Annotated in this window: 22 protein-coding genes; 12 read left to right on the top strand and 10 right to left on the bottom strand. The window is 70.0% G+C overall.

Annotated elements, in window-relative coordinates; genetic code table 11:
* Positions 1-47 precede the first annotated feature (47 nt).
* Together PHN62_RS09320 and dnaE are read left to right on the top strand one after the other, a co-directional pair.
* Positions 48-623 carry a DUF2239 family protein gene (locus PHN62_RS09320; RefSeq protein ID WP_300149500.1) on the top strand — a complete coding sequence of 192 codons (576 nt, stop codon included), beginning with the start codon at positions 48-50 and terminating at the stop codon, positions 621-623.
* Positions 624-681: 58 nt separating this feature from the next.
* Positions 682-4,107 (top strand): DNA polymerase III subunit alpha, encoded by a 3,426-nt coding sequence (gene dnaE, locus PHN62_RS09315; RefSeq protein ID WP_300149451.1) that lies wholly within the window; start codon positions 682-684, stop codon positions 4,105-4,107.
* Between the two features lie 79 nt (positions 4,108-4,186).
* Here dnaE and PHN62_RS09310 read toward each other — a convergent pair whose 3' ends face one another.
* From PHN62_RS09310 to hflK, 3 genes are read right to left on the bottom strand one after another with little or no spacing between them, the layout of a single operon-like run.
* Positions 4,187-5,674: a Do family serine endopeptidase gene (locus PHN62_RS09310; RefSeq protein WP_300149449.1), complete on the bottom strand. Its 1,488-nt coding sequence runs from the start codon at positions 5,672-5,674 to the stop codon at positions 4,187-4,189.
* Positions 5,675-5,705: 31 nt separating this feature from the next.
* On the bottom strand, positions 5,706-6,911 hold the full coding sequence (locus PHN62_RS09305; RefSeq protein ID WP_300149445.1) for an SPFH domain-containing protein: 1,206 nt from the start codon (positions 6,909-6,911) through the stop codon (positions 5,706-5,708).
* A 1-nt stretch (position 6,912) separates the two neighbouring features.
* On the bottom strand, positions 6,913-8,124 hold the full coding sequence (hflK, locus tag PHN62_RS09300; RefSeq protein WP_300149442.1) for an FtsH protease activity modulator HflK: 1,212 nt from the start codon (positions 8,122-8,124) through the stop codon (positions 6,913-6,915).
* Positions 8,125-8,584: 460 nt separating this feature from the next.
* On the opposite strand from hflK, the gene PHN62_RS09295 reads away from it, so the two are divergent.
* The 3 genes from PHN62_RS09295 (at position 8,585) to PHN62_RS09285 (ending at position 10,102) form a co-directional block, all read left to right on the top strand.
* Positions 8,585-9,073, top strand: a complete 489-nt coding sequence (locus PHN62_RS09295; RefSeq protein ID WP_300149439.1) for a DUF2799 domain-containing protein — start codon at positions 8,585-8,587, stop codon at positions 9,071-9,073.
* Complete coding sequence (locus PHN62_RS09290; protein ID WP_300149436.1) at positions 9,070-9,603, top strand: DUF2799 domain-containing protein; 534 nt, start codon at positions 9,070-9,072, stop codon at positions 9,601-9,603. The genes PHN62_RS09295 and PHN62_RS09290 overlap by 4 nt, the downstream gene beginning before the upstream one ends.
* A 100-nt stretch (positions 9,604-9,703) precedes the next feature.
* The gene (locus tag PHN62_RS09285) at positions 9,704-10,102 is read left to right on the top strand and encodes a hypothetical protein (RefSeq protein WP_300149433.1); all 399 of its coding nucleotides are present in this window, start codon (positions 9,704-9,706) and stop codon (positions 10,100-10,102) included.
* 70 nt (positions 10,103-10,172) lie between these two features.
* Here PHN62_RS09285 and PHN62_RS09280 read toward each other — a convergent pair whose 3' ends face one another.
* Positions 10,173-10,757: a MarR family winged helix-turn-helix transcriptional regulator gene (locus PHN62_RS09280; protein WP_300149431.1), complete on the bottom strand. Its 585-nt coding sequence runs from the start codon at positions 10,755-10,757 to the stop codon at positions 10,173-10,175.
* A gap of 449 nt (positions 10,758-11,206) precedes the next feature.
* Here PHN62_RS09280 and PHN62_RS09275 point away from each other — a divergent pair, with 449 nt between their 5' ends.
* From PHN62_RS09275 to PHN62_RS09265, 3 genes are read left to right on the top strand one after another with little or no spacing between them, the layout of a single operon-like run.
* Entirely contained in the window at positions 11,207-12,250 is a 1,044-nt protein-coding gene (locus PHN62_RS09275) for a PilN domain-containing protein (protein ID WP_300149428.1), read from the top strand.
* Positions 12,247-12,831 carry a GspMb/PilO family protein gene (locus PHN62_RS09270; RefSeq protein ID WP_300149425.1) on the top strand — a complete coding sequence of 195 codons (585 nt, stop codon included), beginning with the start codon at positions 12,247-12,249 and terminating at the stop codon, positions 12,829-12,831. Before PHN62_RS09275 ends, PHN62_RS09270 begins: the two co-directional genes overlap by 4 nt.
* The gene (locus PHN62_RS09265; protein ID WP_300149422.1) at positions 12,828-13,742 is read left to right on the top strand and encodes a hypothetical protein; all 915 of its coding nucleotides are present in this window, start codon (positions 12,828-12,830) and stop codon (positions 13,740-13,742) included. Before PHN62_RS09270 ends, PHN62_RS09265 begins: the two co-directional genes overlap by 4 nt.
* A 65-nt stretch (positions 13,743-13,807) precedes the next feature.
* Here PHN62_RS09265 and PHN62_RS09260 read toward each other — a convergent pair whose 3' ends face one another.
* The 6 genes from PHN62_RS09260 to PHN62_RS09235 form a co-directional block, all read right to left on the bottom strand.
* Positions 13,808-14,875 carry a glycosyltransferase family 4 protein gene (locus PHN62_RS09260; protein ID WP_300149419.1) on the bottom strand — a complete coding sequence of 356 codons (1,068 nt, stop codon included), beginning with the start codon at positions 14,873-14,875 and terminating at the stop codon, positions 13,808-13,810.
* A 4-nt stretch (positions 14,876-14,879) separates the two neighbouring features.
* Positions 14,880-15,707: a tryptophan synthase subunit alpha gene (gene trpA / locus PHN62_RS09255; protein ID WP_300149416.1), complete on the bottom strand. Its 828-nt coding sequence runs from the start codon at positions 15,705-15,707 to the stop codon at positions 14,880-14,882.
* Complete coding sequence (gene trpB, locus PHN62_RS09250) at positions 15,704-16,927, bottom strand: tryptophan synthase subunit beta (RefSeq protein WP_300149413.1); 1,224 nt, start codon at positions 16,925-16,927, stop codon at positions 15,704-15,706. The genes trpA and trpB overlap by 4 nt, the downstream gene beginning before the upstream one ends.
* Positions 16,928-17,074: 147 nt before the next feature.
* Positions 17,075-18,286: a serine protease gene (locus PHN62_RS09245; protein WP_300149411.1), complete on the bottom strand. Its 1,212-nt coding sequence runs from the start codon at positions 18,284-18,286 to the stop codon at positions 17,075-17,077.
* Between the two features lie 107 nt (positions 18,287-18,393).
* Complete coding sequence (locus PHN62_RS09240) at positions 18,394-18,882, bottom strand: cytochrome c-type biogenesis protein (protein WP_300149408.1); 489 nt, start codon at positions 18,880-18,882, stop codon at positions 18,394-18,396.
* On the bottom strand, positions 18,879-20,885 hold the full coding sequence (locus PHN62_RS09235; protein ID WP_300149406.1) for a heme lyase CcmF/NrfE family subunit: 2,007 nt from the start codon (positions 20,883-20,885) through the stop codon (positions 18,879-18,881). Before PHN62_RS09235 ends, PHN62_RS09240 begins: the two co-directional genes overlap by 4 nt.
* Positions 20,886-21,216: 331 nt before the next feature.
* Between PHN62_RS09235 and PHN62_RS09230 the strand changes: the two genes are divergently transcribed.
* The 4 genes from PHN62_RS09230 to PHN62_RS09215 all read left to right on the top strand — a co-directional run bounded on the left by PHN62_RS09230 (position 21,217) and on the right by PHN62_RS09215 (position 24,925).
* Positions 21,217-22,002 carry an enoyl-CoA hydratase-related protein gene (locus tag PHN62_RS09230; RefSeq protein WP_300149404.1) on the top strand — a complete coding sequence of 262 codons (786 nt, stop codon included), beginning with the start codon at positions 21,217-21,219 and terminating at the stop codon, positions 22,000-22,002.
* The gene (locus tag PHN62_RS09225; protein ID WP_300149401.1) at positions 21,989-22,786 is read left to right on the top strand and encodes a DUF817 family protein; all 798 of its coding nucleotides are present in this window, start codon (positions 21,989-21,991) and stop codon (positions 22,784-22,786) included. Before PHN62_RS09230 ends, PHN62_RS09225 begins: the two co-directional genes overlap by 14 nt.
* 60 nt (positions 22,787-22,846) lie before the next feature.
* On the top strand, positions 22,847-23,440 hold the full coding sequence (gene hisB / locus PHN62_RS09220; RefSeq protein WP_300149398.1) for an imidazoleglycerol-phosphate dehydratase HisB: 594 nt from the start codon (positions 22,847-22,849) through the stop codon (positions 23,438-23,440).
* A 114-nt stretch (positions 23,441-23,554) separates the two neighbouring features.
* A complete protein-coding gene (locus PHN62_RS09215; protein ID WP_300149395.1) occupies positions 23,555-24,925 on the top strand; it encodes a glutamate--cysteine ligase in 1,371 nt (456 codons plus the stop codon).
* Positions 24,926-24,973 lie beyond the last annotated feature (48 nt).

The raw sequence follows: 24,973 nt of genomic DNA, 5'->3' as shown, positions 1-24,973 counted from the left end.
TTTCATCCGGGTGATAAGAGGGCCTGATCCTTTCAGGAGCCCCCTCCATGACCCTCTCCGAATCTCCCCGCTGGACCGCCTTCCTTGACGGAAAGCGCCTCGCCTCCGGCGCGCCGGGCTGCGTGGTCAAGGCCGCGCGCAAGGCGCTGGACGCCGATCCCTCCCCTGGTCCGGGCGCCGAATCCCGTCTGAGCTTCTTCTCCGACGAGACCGGCCGCCCCCTCGACGCCGATCTGCGCGGAACCCCCGACGAAGCCGCCCAACGCGTCGAGCCGCAGAAATCGACCAAGCCCGGACGCCCCAAGCTCGGCGTCTCTCCCCGCGAGGTGACGCTTCTGCCGCGCCACTGGGACTGGCTCTCCGTGCAGCCCGGCGGCGCCTCGGCGGCCCTGCGGCGGCTGGTCGAGGAGGCCCGCAAGGATCCCCGGGCCGAAGCGAAGCGCGCTCAGGCCGCCGCCGGAAACTTCATGACCGCCGCCCTCGGCGACGCCCCGAACTACGAAGAGGCCTCGCGGGCGCTCTACGCGAAGGATCAGGCGCGCTTCCTCGCCCTCACCGAGGCCTGGCCCGAGGATCTGCGCGATCATGCGCGGCGTCTGGCGGCGCCCGGCTTCGAGGCGTGACCCCGGGCCCTTTCCGCTCTAGTCTCGCGGCGTCCTCCCTCGCCGCGAGACCCCGACCATGACCGAATCTCCCGCTCCGCTCGCCCTGATCCAGCCGCGCTTCATTCCGCTGCGGCTGCACAGCAGCTACTCCATGCTGGAAGGCGCGATCCATGTGAAGGCCATGGCCAAGCTCTGCGAGAAGGCGGGAGTCCCGGCGGCGGCCCTGACCGACCATGGCAATCTCTTCGGCGCGCTGGAGTTCTCGGAGACTCTCGCCAAGGCGGGCGTCCAGCCGATCATCGGCTGTCTTCTGCCGCTGCGTCTGGAGTCGCCGGGGAACGCCGCCGCCGATCCGACGATCCTCCTGCTGGCGCAAAGCGAAGCGGGCTATCTCCATCTGCTGAAGCTGACCTCCAAGAGCTTCCTCGAATCCGGCGCCGATTCGCCGCATGTCCTGATGGAGGATCTCGCCCGCTGGAGCGAAGGGCTGATCTGCCTCACGGGCGGCGCCGACGGCCCCGCCGGAAGGCTGCTGCGCAGCGACCGCCGCGCCATGGCCGAGGCCCATCTGGAGGATCTGGCGCGGCTCTATCCGGATCGGCTCTACGTCGAGATCCAGCGCCACGGGACCGAGGGCCGCAAGCGCGCTCCCGACGAGGAGGAGACCGAGGCCGCCTTCCTGGAGATGGCCTATGCGCGGGATCTGCCCATCGTGGCGACTCAGGACACGCTCTATGCGGCCGCCGAGATGGCCGAGGCCCATGACGCCATGCTCTGCATCGCCTCGGGCGCGCGGGTGGAGGACGCCGAGCGCGTGCGGCTGACTCCGGAGCGTTACTTCAAGTCTCCCGAGCAGATGGCGGCGCTCTTCGCCGATCTGCCGGAGGCTCTGGAGGCCACGGTGGAGATCGCCCGGCGCTGCGCCCACCGCCCGAAGACCCACAAGCCCATCCTGCCCCGCTTCGCTCCCGACGAGGTCGAGGAGGCCAGGCGCCAGGCCGAGGAAGGCCTCGCCCGACGCCTCGCCACCGGCCCGCTCTACGCCGCGCGCGAGGCTTACGAAGAGCGCCTGGCCTACGAGCTGTCGATCATCGCGCGCATGGGCTTCTCGGGCTACTTCCTCATCGTCTCCGACTTCATCAAATGGGCCAAGGAGCAGGGGATTCCGGTGGGTCCGGGACGCGGCTCGGGCGCGGGCTCGCTGGTGGCCTGGTCGCTGCTCATCACCGATCTCGATCCCATCCGCTACGGGCTGCTCTTCGAGCGCTTCCTGAACCCCGACCGCGTCTCCATGCCGGATTTCGACATCGATTTCTGTCAGGAGAAGCGCCATTTCGTCATCGACTACGTGCAGCGGAAATACGGCCGCGATCAGGTGGCCCAGATCATCACCTTCGGAAAGCTCCAGGCCCGCGCGGCCCTGCGCGACGTCGGGCGCGTGCTGAACATGCCTTATGGGCAAGTCGACAAGCTCTGCAAGATGGTGCCGAACAATCCCGCCAAGCCGGTCACCATCGAGGAGGCCGTCGCCGGAGAACCCCGCCTGCGCGAGGAGATCCGGTCTCATGCGGCGGTGGCCAAGCTCTTCGACATCGCCACGAAGCTGGAGGGGCTTTATCGCCACGCCTCCACCCATGCGGCGGGCGTGGTGATCGGCGACCGGCCGCTGGACGAACTGGTGCCGCTCTATCTGGACCCCCGCTCCGAGATGCCGGTCACCCAGTTCAACATGAAATGGGTCGAGCCGGCGGGGCTGGTGAAGTTCGACTTCCTCGGGCTGAAGACCCTCTCGGTGATTCAGGAGGCTCTGGAGCTGATCCCGGCGCCGGTGGACATCTCCGCCATCTCGCTGGAGGACGACAGGACCTACGCCCTCTACAGCCGGGCCGAGACGGTGGGCGTCTTCCAGGTGGAAGGCACCGGCATGCGCGACGCCCTGCGCCAGCTCCGCCCGACCAGCATCGAGGACATCATCGCCCTGGTGGCGCTCTATCGCCCCGGCCCGATGAGCAACATCCCGCATTATTGCGCCGTGAAGCACGGCCGCGAGGAGCCGGAATATCTGCACCCCAAACTGGAGCCGGTGCTCAAGGAGACCTACGGCGTCATCATCTACCAGGAGCAGGTGATGGAGATCGCCAAGCTCCTGTCGGGCTATTCGCTCGGCGAGGCCGACCTCCTGCGCCGCGCCATGGGCAAGAAGATCAAGGCCGAGATGGACCAGCAGCGCAGCCGCTTCGTCGAGGGCGCGGTGGAGCGCGGACTCGACCGCGCCAAGGCCGACGAGATCTTCGACCTGCTGGCGAAATTCGCGGATTACGGCTTCAACAAGTCCCACGCCGCCGCCTACGCCCTGGTGAGCTACCAGACCGCCTGGCTCAAGGCGAATCATCCGCTGGAGTTCATGGCCGCCACCATGACCTTCGACATGCACAACACCGACAAGCTCGGCGTCTACAAGCAGGAGCTGGACCGGCTCGGGATCAAGCTCTCTCCGCCCGACGTGAACCGCTCGGGGGCGAAATTCGTCACGGGAGAGGGCGAGATCCTCTACGCCCTGGGGGCGGTGAAGAACGTCGGCGCCGAGGCCATGGAAGGCGTCGTCCGCGAGCGCAAGGCCAACGGCCCCTTCCGGGACGTCTTCGACTTCCTGCGCCGCATCGACCCCCGGCAGGTGAACAAGCGGGCTCTGGAGAATCTCGTCCGCGCCGGCGCCTTCGACAAGCTGGAGCCCAACCGCCATAAGCTCTTCGTGAATCTCGATTCCCTGCTCGCCTATGCGCAAAGCTCCGCCGCCGACCGCGCCAGCGGTCAGAATTCGCTGTTCGGCGGACCTGCGGCGGCGGCTCCGCCCCGGCTCAAGACGCAAGAGGATTGGCCCGCCATGGAGAAGCTCGACGAAGAGCAATCCGCCATCGGCTTTCACCTTTCGGGCCATCCGCTGGACGACTTCGAAGCGGCGCTGCGGCGCAAGAAATTCCTGACCCTGCGCGATCTGGAGCATTCCGGTGCGGCGGGGGGTCGGGTGGCGGTGGTGATCATCAGCCGTCAGGAGAAGAAATCGCAGTCGGGGCGGATGTTCGCCTTCGTGAAGTTCTCCGACCGGACGGGGATCTCGGAGGGCATGGCCTTTTCGGATCTGCTGAACGCCAGCCGCGACCTGCTGGAGCCCGGACGCCTCGTGGCTCTGGCGGTGGAGGCCGACCGCAACGGCGAACAGATGCGCCTGAAGCTTCAGGCCGTCGAGGATCTGCGCGAGGCGACGGCGGGCGCGGCGGCGGAATGCGTGCTCATCCGGCTGACGCCCGAAGCGGCGCCTCTGGCGCTGAAGGCGCGGCTGGATCCGGCCCGGACGACGCGCGGCGCGGAGGTCCGGATGACTCTGGAGACGACGGCGGGTCCGGCGCAGATCCGCCTGCCGGAGCGCTACGCCATGACTCCCGACCTCATGAGCAGCCTGCGCAGCGCCACGGGCGTTCTGGGCGTCGAGGAGGTCCTCTAAGCCGGGGGCTGGCCCATGTGAAAAAGGCGGGCGGCCTTGCGGCCCCCGCCTCATTTCTTCCGGCCCAAGCCCGCAGACTTCAGGGCGTCTCTTCGTTCAGCCGCAGCGAGACGAAGCGCAGGTCTCCCGCCCGGCGGACGAGCAGCAGCATGGAGGTGCGGCCCTCGTCGCGCTGGGCCTGGACCCGCGCCACGAGGTCTTCAGGCGACGTCACGGGCTCGCGGGCGGCCTCCACCACCACGTCGCCGATGCGGATTCCCTTCTGCGCCGCCGGGCCGGTCGAGGCCACGTCCGTCACGAGGGCGCCCTCCAGATCCTCCGGCAGATCCCGCGCGGCGCGGTTCTCGGCGGTCAGCGCCTCCAGGGCCATGCCCAGCGTCATGCGCGAGAGGCTCGCGGCGGCCTCGCCCTCCTCGGCGGCCTCGACGCGGCGACGGCGGATCTCCGGCGTCTCCTCCTCCAGCAGGCCCACGGTCACCTCGAGCGCGACCTCCTCGCCCGCGCGATTCACCCGCACCTCGACGGGCGCGTCGATCCGCGCCCCCGCCACGATGCGCGTCAGGGCGCGGGAATCGGCCACTTCATGGCCGTCGAACTTCAGGATCACGTCGCCTTCGAGCAGCCCGGCTCTGGAGGCGGGCGCCTCCTCGGTCACGGCCGAGACCAGAGCCCCGCGCGGCCGCGAGAAACCCAGCTCGCGGGCCTTCTCCGGCCCGAGGTTGCTCGTGCGCACGCCGATCCAGCCGCGCCGCGTGACGCCATGTTCGCGCAGCTGCTCGACCACTTCGGCGGCGATGTTCGAGGGCGTCGCGAAGCCGATGCCCACCCATCCGCCGGTCGGCGAATAGATGGCGGTGTTCACGCCGATCACCTCGCCCCGCAGATTGAACAGCGGGCCGCCCGAATTGCCGCGGTTGATGGCCGCGTCCGTCTGGATGAAGTCGTCATAGGGCCCCACGTCGATGGAGCGCCCCCGCGCCGAGACGATGCCCGCCGAAACCGAACCGCCCAGACCGAAGGGATTGCCGATGGCCATCACCCAGTCCCCGACGCGCAGGGTGTCGGAATCGCCGAAATCCACCGTCGTCAGGGGATCGACGGGCGCCTCGACCAGCTTGAGCAGCGCGAGGTCGGTCTTGGGGTCGCGGCCGACGATCTCGGCTTCCGCCGAATCGCCGTTGGGGAAATTCACCGTCACCTCGTCCGCGCCCTCGATGACGTGATTGTTGGTGACGATGTAGCCCGCCGCGTCGATCACGAAGCCCGAGCCCAGGGATTGCGCCGTGCTCGGGCGGTCTCCGTCGCCGAAGAAATCCTTGAAGAACTCCTCGAAGGGGCTGCCCGGCGGAAAGTCCGGCGCCCGGTCGAAGGCCGAGCGCTCGATGGTCTGCCGCGTGGAGATGTTCACCACGGCGGCGGAGTGGGCGCCCGCCAGATCGGCGAAGCTTTCGGGCGCTCCGGCGGGCCGGGCGCTCGCCGGAGCGAGGCCTCCCGAGCCGGAGAGCGCCAGAAGAACCGCCGCCAGAATGGCCGCCGGACGCGGCTTGCGGATCGGAATCTGCGTCATGAGGCGCCTCTCGCGGTTGCGACGGTCAGGTTCAGAGCGGCGCGGGCGCCGCCTCCTCCCCGCTCTCCTGCGGGGCGGACCCGCCGTCCAGCGGAGCGGGCTCGGGCGTCCCGGCTTCGGGAGCCGCCCCCAGCTCCGGCGCGGGCTCCAGGCCCGGCGCGGAGGGAGCGGGCGGCGCGAGCTCCAGCAGCGAGCCGTTGAAGCCAGATCCTTCGCCCGTCGGGGCCGGGAGCAGGCCCGGCGCTTCGATCACCGGCGCCTCGATGGCCGGGGCGCGCGGGAAGCTCGGCGGGACGTAGCCGCCGGGGATCTCGGGCAGGGGCGGCAGATCCGCGATCGGGTCCGAGCCTCCGGCCATGTCCTGGAAATAGCGCAGGAAGGGATTGCTCTCGGGGCTCAGCACCGCCGAGGTCCCGCCCGAGCCCTCGCCGAAGACGCGCTCGTAGGCCAGCATGTGGCGATAGAAGCCGTAGAACTCGGGGTCGCCGCCGAAGGCCTCCGCGAGGATGCCGTTGCGGGCGGCGTCGGCCTCGCCCCGGATGTATTCGGCGTCGCGGCGGGCGTTGGAGACCAGCTCCAGAGCCTGACGGTCGGCTTCGGCGCGGGTGATCTGCGCCGCCTCCTGACCCTTGGCGCGGAAGTCGGCCGCCTCGCGCTGACGCTCGGTGTTCATGCGGTTGTAGGTGGCGACGAGGTTGGCGTCCGGCAGATCGGCGCGGCGGATGCGCACGTCGATGATGTCCACGCCGAAGGCCGCGCTGGAGTCGCGCGCCTCATTGCGGATCTGGTTCATGGTGGTGGCGCGGTCGGCGGTGAGCAGGGCCGCGAAGTTCTGGCCCGAGAGCACCCGCAGCAGCGCCGTGTTGAGATTGGCCGAGATGCGCTGTTCGGCGGTGGGGATCGCCCGCACCGACTGATAGAACTTCAGCGGATCGGTGATCCGCCAGAGCGCGAAGGAATCCACCACGAGGCGACGCTGGTCGCGCGAGATCACTTCGCGCGAAGGCGTCTCCAGCCGCAGGATGCGGTCCTCGAAATAGAGCACGTTGTTGAAGGGCGGCGGCAGCTTGAAATGCAGCCCCGGGTCCTTGACCACCTCGCGGGGCTCGCCGAAGGCCAGCACCAGCGCCTGTTCGCGCTCGTCGACGGTGTAGGTGCAGAAGTAGATCACGGCGGCCGCCACGGCCGCGCCGATCAGGCCGAAGCGCAGGGCGCGTTGCGAAATCATGGTCGCCATCTCAGCGTCCCTCCCTCGACGGAGTCATCTGGTTCAGCGGCAGGAAGGGCACCGCCCCGCCGACGCCGTTCTGGTCGAGGATGACCTTCGGCGCGCCCGAGAGCGCGCGCTCCATGGACTCGAGATACATCCGCGTGCGCACGATGGCGGGAGAATCGCGATATTCCAGATAGATCGCGCCGAAGCGCGAGGCCTCGCCCTGGGCTTCGGCCACGACCTGGGCCCGGTAGCCCTCGGCCTCCTGCGCGACCTGCGCCGACTGGCCGCGCGCTCCGGCGAGCTTCTGGTTGCGATAGGCTTCGGCCTGGTTCTGGGCGGTCACCTGATCCTGCTGCGCGGCCTGGACGTCGCGGAAGGCCTCGATGACGGCGGCGGGCGGATCGGCCTTCTCCAGCTGGATGTCGTCGGCGATGAGGATGCCGGAGTCGTAGCTGTCGAGGGTGGTCTGGATGACGTCGCGGACCTCCTGCATCACCAGCTGACGGCCCGTCGTGCGGACGAATTCGGCGTTGTTGCGCCCGACCACCTCGCGCATGGCGCTTTCGGCCACGGCCTTCACGGTGGTTTCGGGATCGCGCAGGCTGAAGAGGTATTTCGGCGCGTCGCCGATGCGCCATTGCACCTTGAAATGCAGGTCGATGATGTTCTCGTCGCCGGTGAGCATGAGATTCTCGCCGTCGTCCGCCGAGACGCGCGGATTGCGGAAGCTCGCCGGGCCCGAGGTCTCGCCGCCGATGTTGATCTGACGCACCTCGGTGACGCGCACCTTCTCCACCGTGTCGATGGGCCAGATGCGCATGTTCAGACCGGGGGTGGCGGTCGCGTGGAACTGGCCGAAGCGCAGGACCACGGCCTCTTCGCCCGCGTCCACGGTGTAGATCGAGAGGAAGAGCCAGACGCCCAGCGCCGCAAGTCCGCCCAGCAGGAGCCCGCCCGCCGTCAGATCGCCGCCGGAGAAGGGCGAACCGCCCCCGCCGCCCGATCCGCCGCCGGAGCCGCCCCCGCCGCCCAGAGCCGAGCGCATGCGCTCGCGGCCGCGACGGAACAGCTCCTCGACCTCCTTCTGGGGGTCGCGGTCTCCTCCGCCGCCCGATCCGCCGCCGCCTCCGCCGGAGCCGCCGCCCGAAGGCCCGGAGCCCCACGGGCCGCGCCCGCGGTCGCCCTGACCGCCTTTTTTCCCCCAGGGGCCGCCCGAATCATTGCTCCAGGGCATGAACGCTCCTTCGCTCAGGCGCGCGGCGGAGGCCTGGCCTCGCGGATCCGCGCGCGGGATGTCTCGCTCTTGCGATGGGTTCGCGCCTCCCCGCGGAGACGCCAAGCCGCTTATAGGCCCCCGGGCCGCCCGGCGCAACGCGACCGGAGGGCTCGGAGAGGGGGCGGCGTGGCCGATGGAGCCGGACCATAAGGTCAGGCTCCGCCTCGGGAGATTCGGGATCGCCGGATCGCGTCCACCGATTTGGGCGCTCGGGCGGAGGACGTCAAGGAAGCGGAGATCACGGGGCCGTCACGGAGCGCCCGCCGCATGATCGCGGGAGGAGGCGACGGGGCGGAGAACCCCAAACGTGAAGGGAGGAGAGGGACCCGACGGATTTTCGTCCTGATCTCGCCACATATGAGGGCATGATGGAGAGAGGATCGGGAAAGCAGGCGATGATTCGGAGGTCGAGCGCTCGATGACAACAGCGAATCGTGCGAATCCGCGAGGTCTCGGGCTGGCGGCGGCCTGCCTGGGCGGCGCGCTTCTGGCGGGCTGCGCCTCGCTGCCGCCCGCCCGACCCCTGAGCCAGGCCCAGTGCGCAGCCATCGACTGGCGGGGCGTCGGCCATGACGACGGCGCCGCAGGCGCGCCCTCCACCGAGTTGGCCCGCCATGTCGCGGCCTGTCCGGGCCTGCCGCAGGAGGCCTGGGCTCAGGGCCGGGCCCAGGGGCTCATGAGCTATTGCACGGCGGAGAACGGCTATCGGCTCGGCCGCTCGGGACGCGAATATTTCGGCGTCTGCCCGGCGGGACCGGCCGAAGTCTTCCTGCGCGAATACGAGCGCGGCCTCGACTTCCGCCGTCCGACGGTGGTCTACGCCCCGAGCTTCGGCTACGGCTGGGGCGGACGCGGCCCCCGCATGGGCTGGGGCGTGGGCTGGGGCTGGCGGAGCGACTGGTGGTGAGCGCGCGCTCCCGGAGCGGCGGGCTGGCCGCGCTGCTGCTGGCGCCCTGGCTGCTGACGGCCTGCGCCACGCTCTCGCCGGAGGAATGCCGCGTCGTCGACTGGAGCGAGCAGGGATTCCGGGACGGCTCCGCAGGCGCCTCCGAGAGCCGCCTGAACGCCCACGCCGAAGCCTGCGCCAGGGCGGGGATCCTCCCGGACGCCCCCGCCTGGTCGGCCGGACGCGCGGAGGGCCTGAGGCTCTATTGCGTCGCCGAGGTCGGCTATCGCGAGGGTCTGTCGGAGCGCCCCTATGCGCGGGTCTGCTCGGGGCCCGCCGAAGCGGAGTTCCTCGCGGGCTATCGCGCCGGAGAGGACGAGGCCTATGTCCGCCGCCGCCATCAGGAGGCGCGCGACGATCTGCGCCGGGCCGAAATGGCCTATTCCGCCGCCGGCACCGACGAGGAGCGCGCCCGCTGGGGCTACGAGATCCGGCGGCTGCGCTCGCGCCTCGACCGCATCGACGGCTTCGGTCCCGGCTGGTTCTGGTGAGGCGCTCCCACGGCGCTCCTTCCATCTTCCGCGTCTTTCGTTCCCGCTTTCCGCACGCGCCTCGCGGCCGCGTCGGCCAGAACCTTCCAGGGAGGATTCCATGACCCCGACCAGAACCGTCCTCGCCCTCGTCTTCGCCTCTTTCGGTCTGGCGGGCTGTCAGGCGACCGTCGCGAATTCGGGGCCGGACTTCAGGCCCGGCTTCGGCGGACGCCCGCCCGCCGTCGTCTTCGCGGAGCGCGGCTTCCAGGATGGTCTGAACGGCCGCCCCTGGCCCTGCGAGCGCGAGGCTCAGGTCTGCGGCGCCCGCAGCCCCGATCCGCGCGGGGCCTTCGTCGCCTATCAGGACGGCTGGCGCGAGGGCTGGCGCAGGCTCTGCGCGGGCGAGGTCCGGGGTCGGGACGCGCGCCGCGCCTGCTCCGATTTCGCCGCGCAGGACGGCGGAGGCCGCAACCGCGACGACCGCCGCCGCGACGATTTCTTCCGCTTCGGCCGCTGACCGGCCTTCCGGACTTGATCGGGCCCGACGCGCCCTCCGGCTTCCGGAGGGCGCGCGCCGGAGGGCGGCTTCAGTAGATGTAGCGGATCCGCTCGCCCCAGAAGCGTTCGAGGTCGCGCATCACGGCGGTCATGCGCGCGAGGCTCTCGGCGTTCAGCGCGCCCTCCTCCGGAGAGAAGGCCGCGACATGAGTTTCATAGAGCCCGGCCACCCGACGCCTCAGCGCCTCGCCCTTTTCGGTCAGGCGGATGCGCACCGCGCGCCGGTCCACCTCGCTGCGTTCATGGTGGATGTAGCCGCCTTCAACCAGCTTCTTGAGGTTGTAGGAGACGTTGGACCCCTGGTAATAGCCGCGCGACTTGAGTTCGCCTGCGGTCAGCTCGTGGCCCGCGATGTTGAACAGCAGCATCGCCTGCACGCTGTTGAGGCCCTCCTGGCCCAGGCGTTCGAATTCATCCTTGATCACGTCCAGCATCAGACGATGCAGACGCTCGATGTACGACATGGCCGCCACATAGGCCTCGTAAGGGCCTTGCGGGGGCTGCGATTGGTCCGGCGCCGACGACCCGTCCTCCGCGCCCTCAAGGGCGGCTTTTTCGACGGGCTCCTCCAGAAAGGGGGAGGAATGCGGCGCGGTCGTCAAAGGGGGGGGCATGACGCGCCTCCAAACAAACTGCTCCGCCCTGGATTGTTCTCTGTTTTTCCTAAGGCTTGCTCAACGTAAAGGCGTTTTTGATCAGCTTGAGGATGAATTCTCCCCTTTCCGGCGACTCGAAGCCCGGCATCTCCCCTCCGGAGGCCGCGCCGCCCCGAGTCCGTCCCGAGTCCGGGCCCCTCGCGCCAAAAGAGCCCCGAATCGGAAGATTTCACGCGGGACAGGCTTGAGGAAGGGTTTTATAATGCTGTGTAAACCAGGGTTGAAAAACTGCGGCGGACTCCGGAAGGCGACCGCGGCCGTTCTCCGATCCCGGATGAAGAAACGGATGCGGCCGACGCCGGAACCTCACGGGGAATCCGGCGCGGCCCCAGGGCGCAGAGGCGCGCCCGATCCCGCCGACGCGCAGGCGTCGTGTTCCGGATGATGTCGAGCGACGAGGCCGCCCAATGACGGCGTTGACGAGATTCTGGAGATGGTGGACAGGGGAACTGTCCGACATCTGGCGCGGCAGAGGCGCCGATCCCCCCCTGGCCCTGGTGCTCGGGGCCGAAGAGGTGCATCTGGTCGAGAGCTCGGGCGGGGCGGCCATCGCCAGCGCCCGCATCGGCGCGCTCGACTGGTCCGAGCAGCTCGACGCCCTGCGCGAAGCCGCGGAGCGCAGGGTGGGCGCGCCCGCCTCGGTGGACGTGGTCCTGCCGCAGGATCAGACCTTCCTCAGCGAGGAGCGCTTCGAACCCCGCGAGATCGCCGCCCTGCGCGCCGCCGCCCTGCTGAGGGTCGAGCGTCTGGCGCAGCAGTCGGGCCAGCTTCTGGCCTTCGATCTGGCGCCCGCGCCGCGCAAGACTCCCGACGACGTCTATTCGGAAGTGGCCGTCGCCCCCGAGAAGACCGTCCGCGAGGCCGCCGAATACGCCGAACGCTGGGGCTTCCGCGCCGCGCGGGTCTCCGGGCCCTCCCACTGGCGCGAGACCGACGCCCGGCCCGTCTTCCTGCGCGACGAATCCCCCGATCCGGCGCTCAAGCCCCTGAGGCGGGCGGCGGCGGTCTTCGCCGTGATCGCCGTGGCCGGAGGCGCCTTCGGCGCGGCGCGGGCGCTCGCGGCGCGCTCGGCGCTGGTCGAGCAGACCAACGCCGCCTCCATCGCCAGCGCCCGCGACGAGGGCGCCCTCGCCGGAAGGGCCGACGCCCTGGAGCGGCTTTCCGCCGAGGCGCTGCAGCCCTCCAGCCAGCGGCGCACCTCGCCCGAGATCTCGACCCTGGCGGCGGCGGCGGCGGCGGCGCTGCCTCCGGCGGCGCATCTCGACAAGCTCTGGATCGAGAACAGCAGGATCCAGATGGAGGGCCGCGCCTCCGACACCCGCGGCATGCTGGAGGCCGTCGACGCCTCGCCCTATTTCGAGGGAGCGCGCTTCGTGCGCTCCAATTCGACCTCGACGGCGGGAGTGACGCAATTCACCCTCGAAGCCGCCGTGAAATGGAGCGGACGATGAGCTTCAAGCGCGGAACTCTGGCCAGCCGCTTCGCCGCCCTCGGGCTGGCCGCGACGCTGGGTCTGATCCTGGCGGGTCTGGCGGCGGCGCCGCTCTGGCGGGCCTGGAGCGCCCAGGGCGAGGAGATCCTCGCCCGCCGCGCCGAGACCCAGGAGGCCCGCAGCCTCGACGAGGCCGGACGACGCCTCGGCCTGGAGGAAGGCGAATGGCGCCGCCATGTGCGCGATCCGCGTTCGGGCTTCTCGCCGGAGGACACCGCCCAGCTCGCCGCCGACAGCGCCATAAGGCGCATCCGCAGCCTGATCACCGCCGCCGAAGGCCGCTGGGACGAAGGCGGGCTGATCGAGGTGGCCAAACAGGGCCAGCGCATCGAGAAGGTGCGCTTCTTCGCGAAGGGCGCCTTGCCCGAGTCGCGTCTTTCGGCTTTCCTCACGGCTCTGGAATCGGAGCCGCCCTTCCTCTTCCTCGACAAGTTCGGGGCGGTGGTGGAGAGCCGCCCGAACGGCCGTCCGCCCGTGCTGGCCCTGACCATCGAGGGCGAAGTGCAGCGCATGAGCCTAGAGGAGACGGCGGCGCGATGAAGCGGGAAACCTGGCTGGCGGTCACGGCGGCGCTCGCGCTCGCGGCGTTCGGAGGGGTCTGGTTCGCGATCAAGGCGCCTGCCCTGGCGGACCCCGGCGAACCCGCCGGGCGGCCTCAGGATCCTCTGAGCGGCCTGCGCGCGCCGCCCTCGCGGCGCTTCTACGCCCCGAGCGTGGATCACGCCCTCATGGAGATCGCCGCGCGGCGTCCGCTGTTCAACCAGCGGCGCGAGAGCTATGGCACGGCGGCTTCTCTGGCGCTGCATCCGGTGGCGAGCCCTGATCCGGGCTTCACCCTCGCGCCGCTGCGCGAGCCGACCGCGCGGCCGCTGACCGGCGCCGCAGGCCCCCCGGACGCCCTCGCCGCTCCGGCCCCGGACAGCGGCGGCGCCGTGATCGAGACTTCGGCGCTCTCTCCGCCCGCGACCGCCACGCCGCCGCCCGCGACCTCGCCCAACGCGACGCTGAGGGTCAATCTCGGCCCGACGACCGCCCAGCCTTCGGGCTCCTCCGCCACGGCGACGCCCGCCCCTGCGATCCGGACGCCGCCGCCCACGACCCCCGTCGCGCAGACGCCGCCGACCGCCGTCGCGGCCGCGACGCCGGTCCAGACTCCGGCTCCGACCGCGCCGCCTCCGGTCCCGACTCCGGCGCCCTCGGCGCCTGCGGCTTCGGGTCCGCCGCCCTCGGGGCCTTCGATTCATCCGGCCTCTCTGGCTCTGGCGGCGGTCTTCCCCCGCGAGGGCGGACGCAGCGCCGCCCTGATCCGCCTGCCGGACAACAACATCGTGGAAGGCGGCGTCGGCGCGACCGTGGCCGGATGGCGCATCGAGGGCATGACCGCAGGTCCGCCCTCCTCGGTGACGCTCTGGAACGGCCGCGAAAGGGTCGTGCTGCGCGCGGGACGCTGAAGCTTTCCCCGGCTGCGCGGAAACGCGGCCAGCTGAAGGATGGGAGCGCCCCCTCCGGCGAAGCCTCAGCCCCGCGCCCAGACCCGCTCATAGACGGCGTTGAGCGCCGCCGCCTCGACGGAGATGTCGAAGCGCGCCAGAGCCCGCGCCCGACCCGCCCGGCCCGCCGCTTCGCGGGCCTGGTCGTCGTCCATCCAGCGCGCCATGGCGGCGGTCAGGGCCTCGAGGTCGTCCACGGGAACGAGCGAACCCGTCTCGCCCTCGACCACCAGCTCCGGGAAGGCGCCCGCCATGGTCGCGACCACCGCCGTCCCCGCGCCCATGGCTTCGAGCGGCGTGACGCCGAAGCCCTCATGGCGCTGAGGCGCCACGTAAAGATCCGAAGCGGCGTAGGGCGCGGGCATCTCGGGACTGGGGCGCTCTCCGGCGAAGCGGATGCGCTCCGCGAGCCCCGCCGCCCTGACGCGCGCTTCAAGCTCGGCCTCGAAAGCCCGATGCTCCGCCGTGGCGCGGCCATAGACCACCCCCATCCAGCCCGGACGCTCCGGCAGAAGCCGGATCAGGGCCTCGACGAAGAGATCCGTCCCCTTCTGGCGGCGGATGCGCCCGAAACAGCCGACCATCTTCAGATCCGGCGGCAGCCCGAGGCTCGCCCGCAAGAGGGCGCGATCCTCCGCCGGGGCGTAGGCGGAGAGGTCTATGCCGTGCTGGACGACCGTCGCGGGGACTTCGAGATAGGCCGCCGTGCGGTCCGAGGTGGCGATCACGGACTCCATGCGGCGGATCAGGAATTTCGTCCAGCGGCTATGCTGGCGCTGCGAGGCGCTGGTGAAGACGCAGCGCAGTTTCATCCGCAGCAGATCGCGCAGAATCAGCCCCGCCAGCATCTCGACGTTGCGTCGGGCGTGCCAGATGCGGAAAGGACGCCCCTCGGGCGCCCTCCAGAATTTCAGAAGATCCCGGAAGCGAAGGCGCGGCGCGGCCTCGGAGAGCCCCGGCCCGAGAGTCGCGACTCCCACGCCGAGCGCCCTTTGCGCCGGGACCACCCGCTCGATGGTGGCGGTGACGCCCGAAAGCCGCCGCTTGAAGTTGGTCGCGACGACCTGCGTCGACTCCGCCGGAACGAAGCCCATCCCCTCAGGCCGCCCGGGCCTTGCGCACGGCCTCGGCGAGCGAGGCCGCCACGGCGGTCACCTTCTTGAGGAAGCCCGCGCGAGGCGTCCCCTTGAGCGTCAGATTCGCCTCGATGGCCGAGACGATGGCCGAACCCACCACCACGGCGTCGGCGTGTTTGGCGAGGGCGGCGGCGGTCTCGGGGGTGCGCACGCCGAAGCCCACGGCCACCGGCAGGCCCACGCCCTCGCGCAGACGCTTCACGGCGGCGCGCACCTCGGCGGGTTTGGGGACGGCGGCGCCGGTCACGCCCGCGATGGAGACGTAATAGATGAAGCCCGAAGTATTGGCCGCCACCCTGGGCAGGCGCTTTTCATCGGTGGTGGGGGTCGCCAGCCGGATGAAGTCCAGACCCGCCGCGCGGGCGGGGAGGCAGAGCTCGGCGTCCTCTTCGGGCGGCAGATCCACCACGATCAGACCATCCACGCCCGCCGCCTTCGCGTCTTCGAGGAAGCGCGCCACGCCATAGCTGTAGACGGGATTGTAATAGCCCATCAGCACCACGGGCGTTTCGGCGTTCTCGGCGCGCAGGGCCCGGACCATCTCCAGAGTCTTGGCGAGGGTCTGGCCGCCCTTGAGCGCCCGGAGTCCCGCCGCCTGGATGGTGGGGCCGTCGGCCATGGGATCGGTGAAGGGCATGCCGACCTCGAGGACGTCCACGCCCGCGCCCGGCAGCGCCTTGATCAGCGCCAGAGAGGTGTCGTAATCGGGATCTCCGGCCATGACGAAGCTGACGAAGCCCGCCCGGCCCTCGGCGGCGAGGGCCTCGAAACGCGCCTGAATGCGGCTCATTGGCCCATCTCCCAACCCAGATGCTTGGCGGCGGCGAAGACGTCCTTGTCTCCGCGCCCGCAGAGATTCATGACGAGCAGATGATCCTTCGGCAGGGAAGGCGCGATCTTCGCCACATGCGCGAGGGCGTGGGCGGGCTCGAAGGCGGGAATGATCCCCTCCTTGAGGCTGCAGAGCTGGAAGGCCTCCAGGGCCTCCTTGTCGGTGACGGCGACATATTCCACGCGCTTCCTGTCGTGGAGCCAGGAATGCTCCGGCCCGACGCCCGGATAATCGAGGCCCGCCGAGATCGAATGGCCTTCGAGGATCTGGCCGTCTTCGTCCTGGAGCAGATAGGTGCGGTTGCCGTGCAGCACGCCCGGACGTCCGCCCGTGAGGCTGGCGGCGTGCTCGGAGCCCTCGAGGCCCTTGCCGCCCGCCTCCACGCCGATGATCCGCACGCGCGGATCGTCGAGGAAGGGATGGAAGAGCCCGATGGCGTTGGAGCCCCCGCCGATGCAGGCCACCAGACTATCCGGCAGACGGCCTTCGCGCTCCAGCATCTGTTCGCGGGTTTCGAGCCCGATGATCGACTGGAAGTCGCGGACCATGGTCGGATAGGGATGCGGACCCGCCGCCGTGCCGATGCAATAGAAGGTGTCCGCGACGTTGGTGACCCAATCGCGCAGGGCCTCGTTCATGGCGTCCTTGAGCGTGCCGCGTCCGGCGGTCACGGGGCGGACCTCGGCCCCGAGCAGCTTCATGCGGAAGACGTTCGGCGCCTGGCGCTCGACGTCGGCGGCGCCCATGAAGACCACGCATTTCAGCCCGAAGCGCGCGCAGGCCGTGGCGGTGGCCACGCCATGCTGTCCGGCGCCGGTCTCGGCGATGACGCGGGTCTTGCCCATGCGCCGCGCGAGCAGGATCTGACCCAGCACGTTGTTGATCTTGTGCGATCCGGTGTGGTTCAGCTCGTCGCGCTTGAAGTAGATCTTCGCGCCGCCGAAATGTTCGGTCAGCCGCTCGGCGAAATAGAGCGGCGAGGGACGCCCCGCGTAATGGCGCCAGAGATGGGTCATCTCGGCGGCGTAGGCGGGATCCTTGCGGGCGGCCTGCCAGGCGGCCTCAAGATCGAGGATCAGCGGCATGAGCGTCTCGGCCACGAAACGCCCGCCATAAATGCCGAACCGGCCTTCGTCGTCGGGGCCGGCGCGATAGGAATTGGGCTGGTCTGAGGCCATGACGTCCTGTCCTGATCGGGTGAGGCCCCTACATGCCGCGTTTTATCCGCCATGGGAAGGGGGAATGCGTCCATGGCGGAGGAACCCCTCCGGCGAAGCGGCGGAAATCCTTCGCCTCATGAGCCTTCAGGGCCGCAGGAAGGGAGATCAGGGCCTCTCCGGCGCGCTTCCGGCTTCGGGATCTTCAGCTGGATCTTCGGCGGGCGCCTCGGCGGAGGCCGGGGCTTCGGGCGGCGGAGGCGGCTCTTCGGGCCGGGCGGCGAAGGCGAAGGGGATCTTCGGCGCGCCCGTCTCGACCACCGCCTCCTGATCGACGGCGGGCGCCTCCTCCTGCGGGTCCTGCGGGCCTTCCAGGATGCGCGGCGAGCGGGCGGGCTGGATGCGGCGCTTGAAGCAGTCGATGCGGGCGAGGGAGGGCGTCGCGAGGGCGTAGAGCTCTTCGCCGGTGAGTTCGGGCCCTTCCTCGGGGGCGACGTGGTAGGGCGCCTGCGCGCGGTTGAGGAAGGCCAGCAGCTCGTCGCGGGCCAGCATCACGCCCATCTCCTTGAGCAGCCTTCCGCTGCGCCGCCAGGCCTCGACGGAATCCACCTTGGCCTTGAGCAGGCCCGTCACGCGGCCCTGACTGTCCATGACGGGGCCGCCGGAATGGCCGCGCCGCACGTCGCCGCGCAGACCCGTGGCGCCGTCGCGCTCGGGATGGGCCACCGAGTGATCCAGATGCACCGGAGTCAGACGCGCCCTCAGAGGGATCATCCCCTCGTGGGGAAAGCCGAAGAGCGCCGCCGGATCTCCGTCGGGGGCGTTGCGGGGCGCGAAGCGCACGGGCGAGGCGCCGGGCGGCGGAGAATCCAGGCGGCCGATGGCGAGATCGCGCTCGGCATCCATGGCGAGCACATGGAAGGGCGTCAGATCCAGCCCCGCCGGACGGGCTCCGAGGGCGTCGCAGCCCATGACCACATGCGCCGAAGTCAGCACGTCGCCGGATTCGTTGATGAGGAAGCCCGCTCCGGCGCTGGCGAAGGCGAGCCCCGCCGCCTGAGCGGCCTCCTCGCGGGCGAGGGCGGCGCGCATCCTGTCGAGGCGGCGCTGACGGATCTCCTCGTCGAGGGCGAGGCCCGCCGCGTCGGAGAGGACGACGCCCTTGCAGTCGGCGCGGGAGAGGGGCTGGACGAGATCGCGCGGCGCGTCATGGCACCAGACGAGCTCGGAAGCCGCAGAAGCAGGAGTTTGCGCGGCGGCCGACCCGCCCGGAGCCGCCAGGAGGATCAGACCGATCCCCAGAGCGCCGGCCCGGAGGCCTCGCCGCGGTCCGCATGGATCCGGAGACGCCGTCTCCTGCGTTGATGAACCTCGCCGCATGCGCCCGCCCCGCTCGCTCCGCCCAGGCCATGAAACGCCATAATGCTTAACAAGATCTTCCCGGATTCAGGTTTTCCCAGGGCGCGCAGGGCGCTTCGGGCCGGTTTTCACGAGCCCTTTCCGCCCTCCTCGCCGAGCAGTTCGCGCAGCCGCTCCCGATCTTCCTCCGTCAACGGAGCTTCGGGCTCCGGCGCGAGGGCTCCGGCCCGGCGGCGCATGATTCCCCGCGCCAGCAGGATCCCCAGGCCCAGAACCCCCAGAGGCCCGAACCAGAGCATCGCCGTATGGGCGCTGAAGCGCGGCCTCAGGAGCACGAACTCCCCGTAGCGCGAGACGAGGAACTCCTTGACCTCGGCGTCGCTGTCGCCCGCGGTCAGGCGCTCGCGGAGCAGGATCCGCAGATCCCGCGCGAGGGGCGCGTTGGAATCGTCGATGTTCTCGTTGCGGCAGACGAGGCAGCGGACGTCTCTGGAGAGCGCGCGGGCGCGGGCCTCCAGCGCGGGGTCGTCGAGCATCTCGTCGGGCTGCACCGCGAAGGCCGGAGCCGCCAGAGCGAGCGTCAGCGCCAGAACCAGAGCGCGCGATCCCCCCTTCATTCGGCGGCCTGCATCGCCGGAGGAGCGGCCGCCGGAGCGCGGGCCTTCTTCGGAGCCGGAGCTCCGACCCTCAGCCGCCGGTCGGCCAGACTGAGCGTCCCGCCCAGAGCCATCACCAGAGCCCCGATCCAGATCCAGTTGACCCAGGGCTTCTCGTAGGCCCGCACCGCCCATGCGGCGCCGTCGGGCTGGCGGTCGCCGAGCACGACGTAGACGTCGCCGCCCAGACGCGCCCGGATCGCCGCCTCGGTCGTCGGAGAGCCCTGCACCGGATAGATGCGCTTCTCGGGACGCAGCACGTCGATGATCCGTCCGTCCTTCAGCACCGTGAATTCGCCGATCTCGGCGAGGTAGTTGGGGCCGCGCTCGCGGTCCACGCCCTCGAAGCGCATCTCGTAGGCGCCCACCTGGAAGCTGTCGCCGGGACGGGCCGCGCGGATGGTCTCCACCTCCCAGGCCGAGACGGCCATGATCCCGAAGAGCGTCAGACCCACCCCGAGATGCGCCAGAGCCGCCCCCCAGGCCGAACGCGGCAGATTGGCCAGACGCCGCAGCGACTCCCCGGCGGAGACCTTGCCGACCTTCGCCCGCTCGCCGAGATCGGCGACCGCGCCCCCGCCCACCCAGAAGGCCAGAGCCAGGCCGAGAGGCGCGCCGAGGCCCCGTCCGCCCCCCTGAAGAAGCGCGACCGCCGCCGCGACCAGCAGGGCCCCCGCCCCCACCCACCAGAGCTTGGTCAGCGCCTGGCCGAGATCCGCGCGCTTCCAGGGCAGCATCGCCCCGAAAGGCAGGCCGATCAGCAGGGGCAGCATGGCCGCGCCGAAGGCGCTGTCGAAGAAGGGCTCGCCGACCGAGATCACTTCGCCGGTCATCAGCTCCAGAGCCAGAGGCCAGAGCGTGCCGATGAAGACCGCCGCCGTCGCCACCGAGAGGAAGAGATTGTTGAAGACCAGGGCGCCCTCGCGCGAGACCGGCTTGAAGACGCCGTCCGAGACCAGCAGCGGCGCCCTCCAGGCGTAGAGCGCGAGGGCTCCGCCGGTGGCCGCCGCCAGCATCCCGAGGATGAAGACGCCGCGCGTCGGATCGCTGGCGAAGGCGTGGACCGAGGTGATGATTCCCGAACGCACGATGAAGGCGCCCACCAGAGACAGCGAAAAGGCGAGGATCGCCAGAAGCGTCGTCCAGGCCTTGAGCTCGCCGCGCTTCTCGACCACCACGGCGGAATGGATCAGCGCGCCGCCGATCAGCCAGGGCATGAAGCTGGCGTTCTCCACCGGATCCCAGAACCACCAGCCGCCCCAGCCCAGTTCGTAATAGGCCCAGTAGCTGCCGAGCGCGATCCCGAGCGTCAGGAAGATCCAGGCCGCCAGAGCCCATGGCCGCATCCAGCGGGCCCAGGCCGAATCGATGCGCCCCTCGATCAGCGCCGCCACCGCGAAGCTGAAGGCCATCGAGAAGCCCACATAGCCCAGATAGAGAAAGGGCGGATGGAAGGCCAGGCCGGGGTCTTGCAGCAGGGGATTGAGGTCGCGTCCGTCCAGCGGCGGGTCGGCCAGCCGCAGGAAGGGATTCGACGTGAAGAGGATGAAGGCCCCGAAGCCCACCCCGATCAGGCCCTGAATCCCGAGCACCCGCGCCTTGAGCGTCGCCGGGAGGTTGCGGCCGAAGACCGCCGCCAGAGCGCCATAGAGCGTCAGGATCAGCAGCCAGAGCAGCAGCGAGCCTTCGTGATTCCCCCAGACGCCCGACCATTTGTAGAGCCAGGGCTTGGCGCTGTGGGAATTGGCGGCCACCAGGGCCACCGAGAAATCCGAGGTCAGGAAGGCCCGGGTCAGGGCGGCGAAGGCCAGCGCCGTGAGCAGGAATCCCGTCACGGCCAGAGGCGCCGCCGCCGCCATGGCGCCGCCATGGCCTTTCTGCGCGCCCCAGAGCGGAAGGAGCGTCTGGGCGATCGCCAGAGCGAAGGCGAGGATCAAGGCGAAATGGCCCAGTTCGGCGATCAAGGCGGCTCTCCTCGGCGCTTGGAGCGTCTTGCGGTCACGCCGGACCGCTCGGACGCTCCAGGTTTTCATGTGGTCGCATTTTCACGACGCGAAGCCGTTTCGGCTTCGCAGGAAAACGCTCCGGCGGCTCGGGACGTGGCTGAGGCGAAGCATAAGCCCCTCAGCTCCATGCGCAAGCCGGGCTCAAGCGGCTGTGAGCCGCAGCCCCTGCGACCTTCGACGGAGAAGCCGCCGGGAGGGGCCTCCCCCCTGACCTCAGGGCGCCGTTTCCGGCGGGCGCGGCCTCTGGTATTCAGGACGCCGCACAAGAAATTCCGAGGGAGGAAGCGCCATGAGCGAGCGTTACGAGGCGATCCGGTATGCGCGGGCGGGCGACGTCGCCATCGTCTCGCTGGACCGCGCCGACACCCTGAACAGCCTCAACGGACGGATGCGCCGCGAACTGACCCGCGCCTTCGTCCAGGCTCCCAAGGAGGGCGCGCGGGCGGTGGTGCTCACCGGCGAGGGGCGGAGCTTCTGCTCCGGACAGGATCTCGGCGAGGCGCAGCGTCAGGGCATGCCGGACATCGGCCGCACCCTGCGCGAGGAATACGTGCCCATGCTGCGGGCCATCGCGGAATGTCCCGTGCCGACCATCGCGGCGGTGAACGGCGTGGCGGCGGGCGCGGGCGCGGGTCTGGCGCTGATGGCCGATCTGACGATCTGCGGGAAGTCCTCGCAATTCGTGATCGCTTTCGCGCGCATCGGCCTGATCCCCGACGCCGGGCTGACCTATCTTCTGCCGCGTCTGGTGGGGCTTCAGCGGGCCATGGGCCTGACGCTCACCACCGAGCCCCTGACCGGCGAGAAGGCCGAGGACTGGGGCCTCGTCTGGAAGGCCTTCGACGACGACAGGCTGAACGACGAGGCCATGGCTCTGGCGCAGCGTCTGGCGGCGGGCCCGACGCTCTCCTACAAGCTGGCGAAGCAGGCTCTGCGCGCGGGCTGGGAGGAGTCGCTCGCGGCGCAGCTGACCCGCGAATCCGAGCTTCAGACCGAGGCGGGCCGCAGCCGCGACTTCGCCGAGGGCGTCATGGCCTTCCTCGAAAAGCGCAAGCCGGCCTATGAAGGCCGCTGAAGCGTCGAAGGCGGCCTCCGGCTTCGGCTGGCGGGCCTTTCTGGCCTTGCAGATCCGGGCGGCGGCTTTCGGAATCCTCCTGCTGGTCCTGATCGGGCTTTCCGTGGCGATTCCCACGCCGGAAGGCCCGCTGACCCGTCTCGACTGGCTGTTTCTGGCGGCTTTCGGGCTTCAGCTCGGGCTGATCCTCGGCGGCTGGGAGACCCGGGGCGAGGCTCTGACCATCCTCGCCTTCCACCTCGCGGGGACGGCCATGGAGATCTTCAAGGTCTCGCAAGGCTCATGGCTCTATCCGGATCGCGGGATGTTTTCGCTCTGGGGCGCGCCGCTCTTCACGGGCTTCATGTATGCGGCGGTGGGAAGCTATCTGGCGCGGTTCTGGCGTCTGGCGGACTGGCGTCTGGAGCGGGCGCCGCCGCTCCGGGCGATCTGGGGCCTCGGGGCGGCGGCCTATCTGAACTTCTTCGCCCATCACTTCCTCCCGGATATCCGGATGGCGCTCTTCCTGCTGACGCTCCTCATCTTCGGCCGGACGATCCTGACTCTGGACTGGGGCCATGGACGCCGACGCATTCCCTTCCTCCTGCCCTTCACGGCGGCGGCGGGGCTGGTCTGGCTGGCGGAGAACTTCGCCACGGCGGCGGGGATCTGGCTCTATCCGCATCAGACGCAGGTCTGGCGCATGGTGTCGCTGAGCAAGTTCGGCAGCTGGTTCCTGCTGCTGCTGCTGACTTTCGCGCTGGTGGCGGCCTTGCGCTTCCTTGAGGAGAGACGGCGGGCTTGACGAAGGGCGGCGCCCTGGAGTTTCTGCGCGACGGACCCCTTTCCTGACGGAGAAGCCTTCATGCGCAGCGCCAGCGTCGAACGCGCGACCACCGAAACCCGCGTCTCCGTCTCGGTCGAGCTGGACGGAACGGGCCGTTACGACGTGAAGACCGGCGTGGGCTTCTTCGACCACATGCTGGAGCAGCTCGCGCGCCACAGCCTGATCGACATCACGGTGCGGGCCGAGGGAGACCTCCATATCGACGACCACCACACCGTCGAGGATGTGGGAATCGCCCTGGGACAAGCTCTGAACAAGGCCGTCGGGGATTCCAGAGGGATCAACCGTTACGGCTCCTGCTATCTGCCCATGGACGAGGCCCTGACGCGGGCGGCTCTGGATCTGTCGCGGCGTCCCTTCCTCGTCTGGAAGGTGGAGTTCCCCCGCGACAAGATCGGAACCTTCGACGTCGAGCTGGTGCGCGAATTCTTCACCGCCTTCGCGATGAACGGCGGGATCACGCTGCATGTCGAGACGCTTTACGGGGCCAACGCCCATCACATCGCCGAGAGCGTGTTCAAGGCGGTGGCGCGGGCTTTGCGCGTCGCGCTGGAGACGGACCCCCGCAAAGCCGATTCCGTGCCCTCCACCAAGGGGGTTCTGGGCTCCTGAATCGCGTCGCCCTCCTTCTTTCGGTTGATCCGCTCAGGGGCTTGCCCGAGTCCGGCGAAGGCGAATAAGACAAGATCCGCGCCTCCGCCGGGGGCGGGCTTCGCGGGGTTCTTCATGTCCATTCCTCAGCAAGGCGGCGGCTTGATCGACAGCCGCGCGCAATTGGCGGCTTATCTCGAAGCCGGCTGCAAACCCCGCTCCGCATGGCGCATCGGGACGGAGCATGAAAAGATCGGCTTTCGTCAGGCCGATCTGAGCCCCGTCCCCTATGAGGGCGAGGCGGGAATCCGCGCCCTGCTGGAGGGGCTGAAATCCCGCTTCGGCTGGGAGGGGCTCTACGAGGGCGAGATTCTGGTGGGGCTCAAGCGCGGGGCCGAGAACGTCAGCCTTGAGCCGGGCGGACAGCTCGAGCTCTCCGGCGCCCCTCTGCGCAGCCTGCACGAGGCCCGCACCGAGCTTGAGAACCACCTTGAGGAGGTCCGGGCGGTCGCCGGGCCGATGGGGCTGAATTTCCTCACTCTGGGCGCTTCGCCGCTCTGGACCCGCGCCGGGACTCCCGTCATGCCGAAGGGCCGCTACGGCCTGATGACCCGCCACATGCCGACCGTGGGCGGCTCGGGGCTCGACATGATGTTCCGCAGCTGCACGGTTCAGGTGAACCTCGACTTCGACAGCGAATCCGACATGGCCCGCAAGCTGCGGGTGGGCTTCGCCCTGCAGCCTCTGGCGACGGCCTGGTTCGCCAACTCGCCCTTCACCGAAGGCAAGCTCAACGGCTATGAATCCTGGCGCGGCGCCATCTGGGCCGACACCGATCCGGCCCGCACGGGAATCCCCGCCTTCGCCTTCGAGGGCTCCGGCGCGAGCTTCGAGGCCTGGGTGGACTACGCCCTCGATACGCCGATGTATTTCGTCTATCGCGAGGGCCGCTACATCGACGCTCTGGGGCAATCCTTCCGCGATTTCCTCGCGGGCCGCCTGCCCGCCCTGCCCGGCGAGCGCCCGACCCTCTCGGATTGGGCGGATCATCTGACGACGCTCTTCCCGGACGTGCGGCTCAAGAAGTTCATCGAGATGCGCGGCGCCGACGTGGGCGACGCGGCCCACACCCTCGCGCTTCCGGCGCTCTGGACGGGGCTGCTCTATGACGCCGCCGCCCTCGACGCCGCTTGCGACCTGGTGAAAGACTGGACCCACGCCGAGGTGCTGGCTCTGCGCGCGGCGGTCCCGACTCAGGGCATGGCGGCGCAGATCGGCGGCCGCGATCTCTGGAGCGTGGCGGATGAGGTCTTCGCCTTCGCCGAGGCGGGTCTGGACGCCCGCACAGCCGAGTTTGGGGCGGGCGTCAGCGAGGCGGCCTATCTCGCGCCGCTCCGCGAGATGCTGGAGCGCCGCGAGACGGCGGCGGGTCGTCTGATCCGGCTCTACAGGACGGAGTGGAAGGACAGCGTCCGCCCGGCCTTCAGGAGCGAAGTCTTCTTCTGATCTGGCTGGTCGCGCAATTCATCCGAAAACCGGCTCCCAGTTTTCGGA

The sequence above is a fragment of the Neomegalonema sp. genome (genome assembly GCF_028688855.1).
Classification (GTDB): domain Bacteria; phylum Pseudomonadota; class Alphaproteobacteria; order Rhodobacterales; family Rhodobacteraceae; genus Neomegalonema.
Note: the sequence above shows the minus strand (reverse complement) of the source record. Positions and strands in the feature narration are given on the sequence as shown.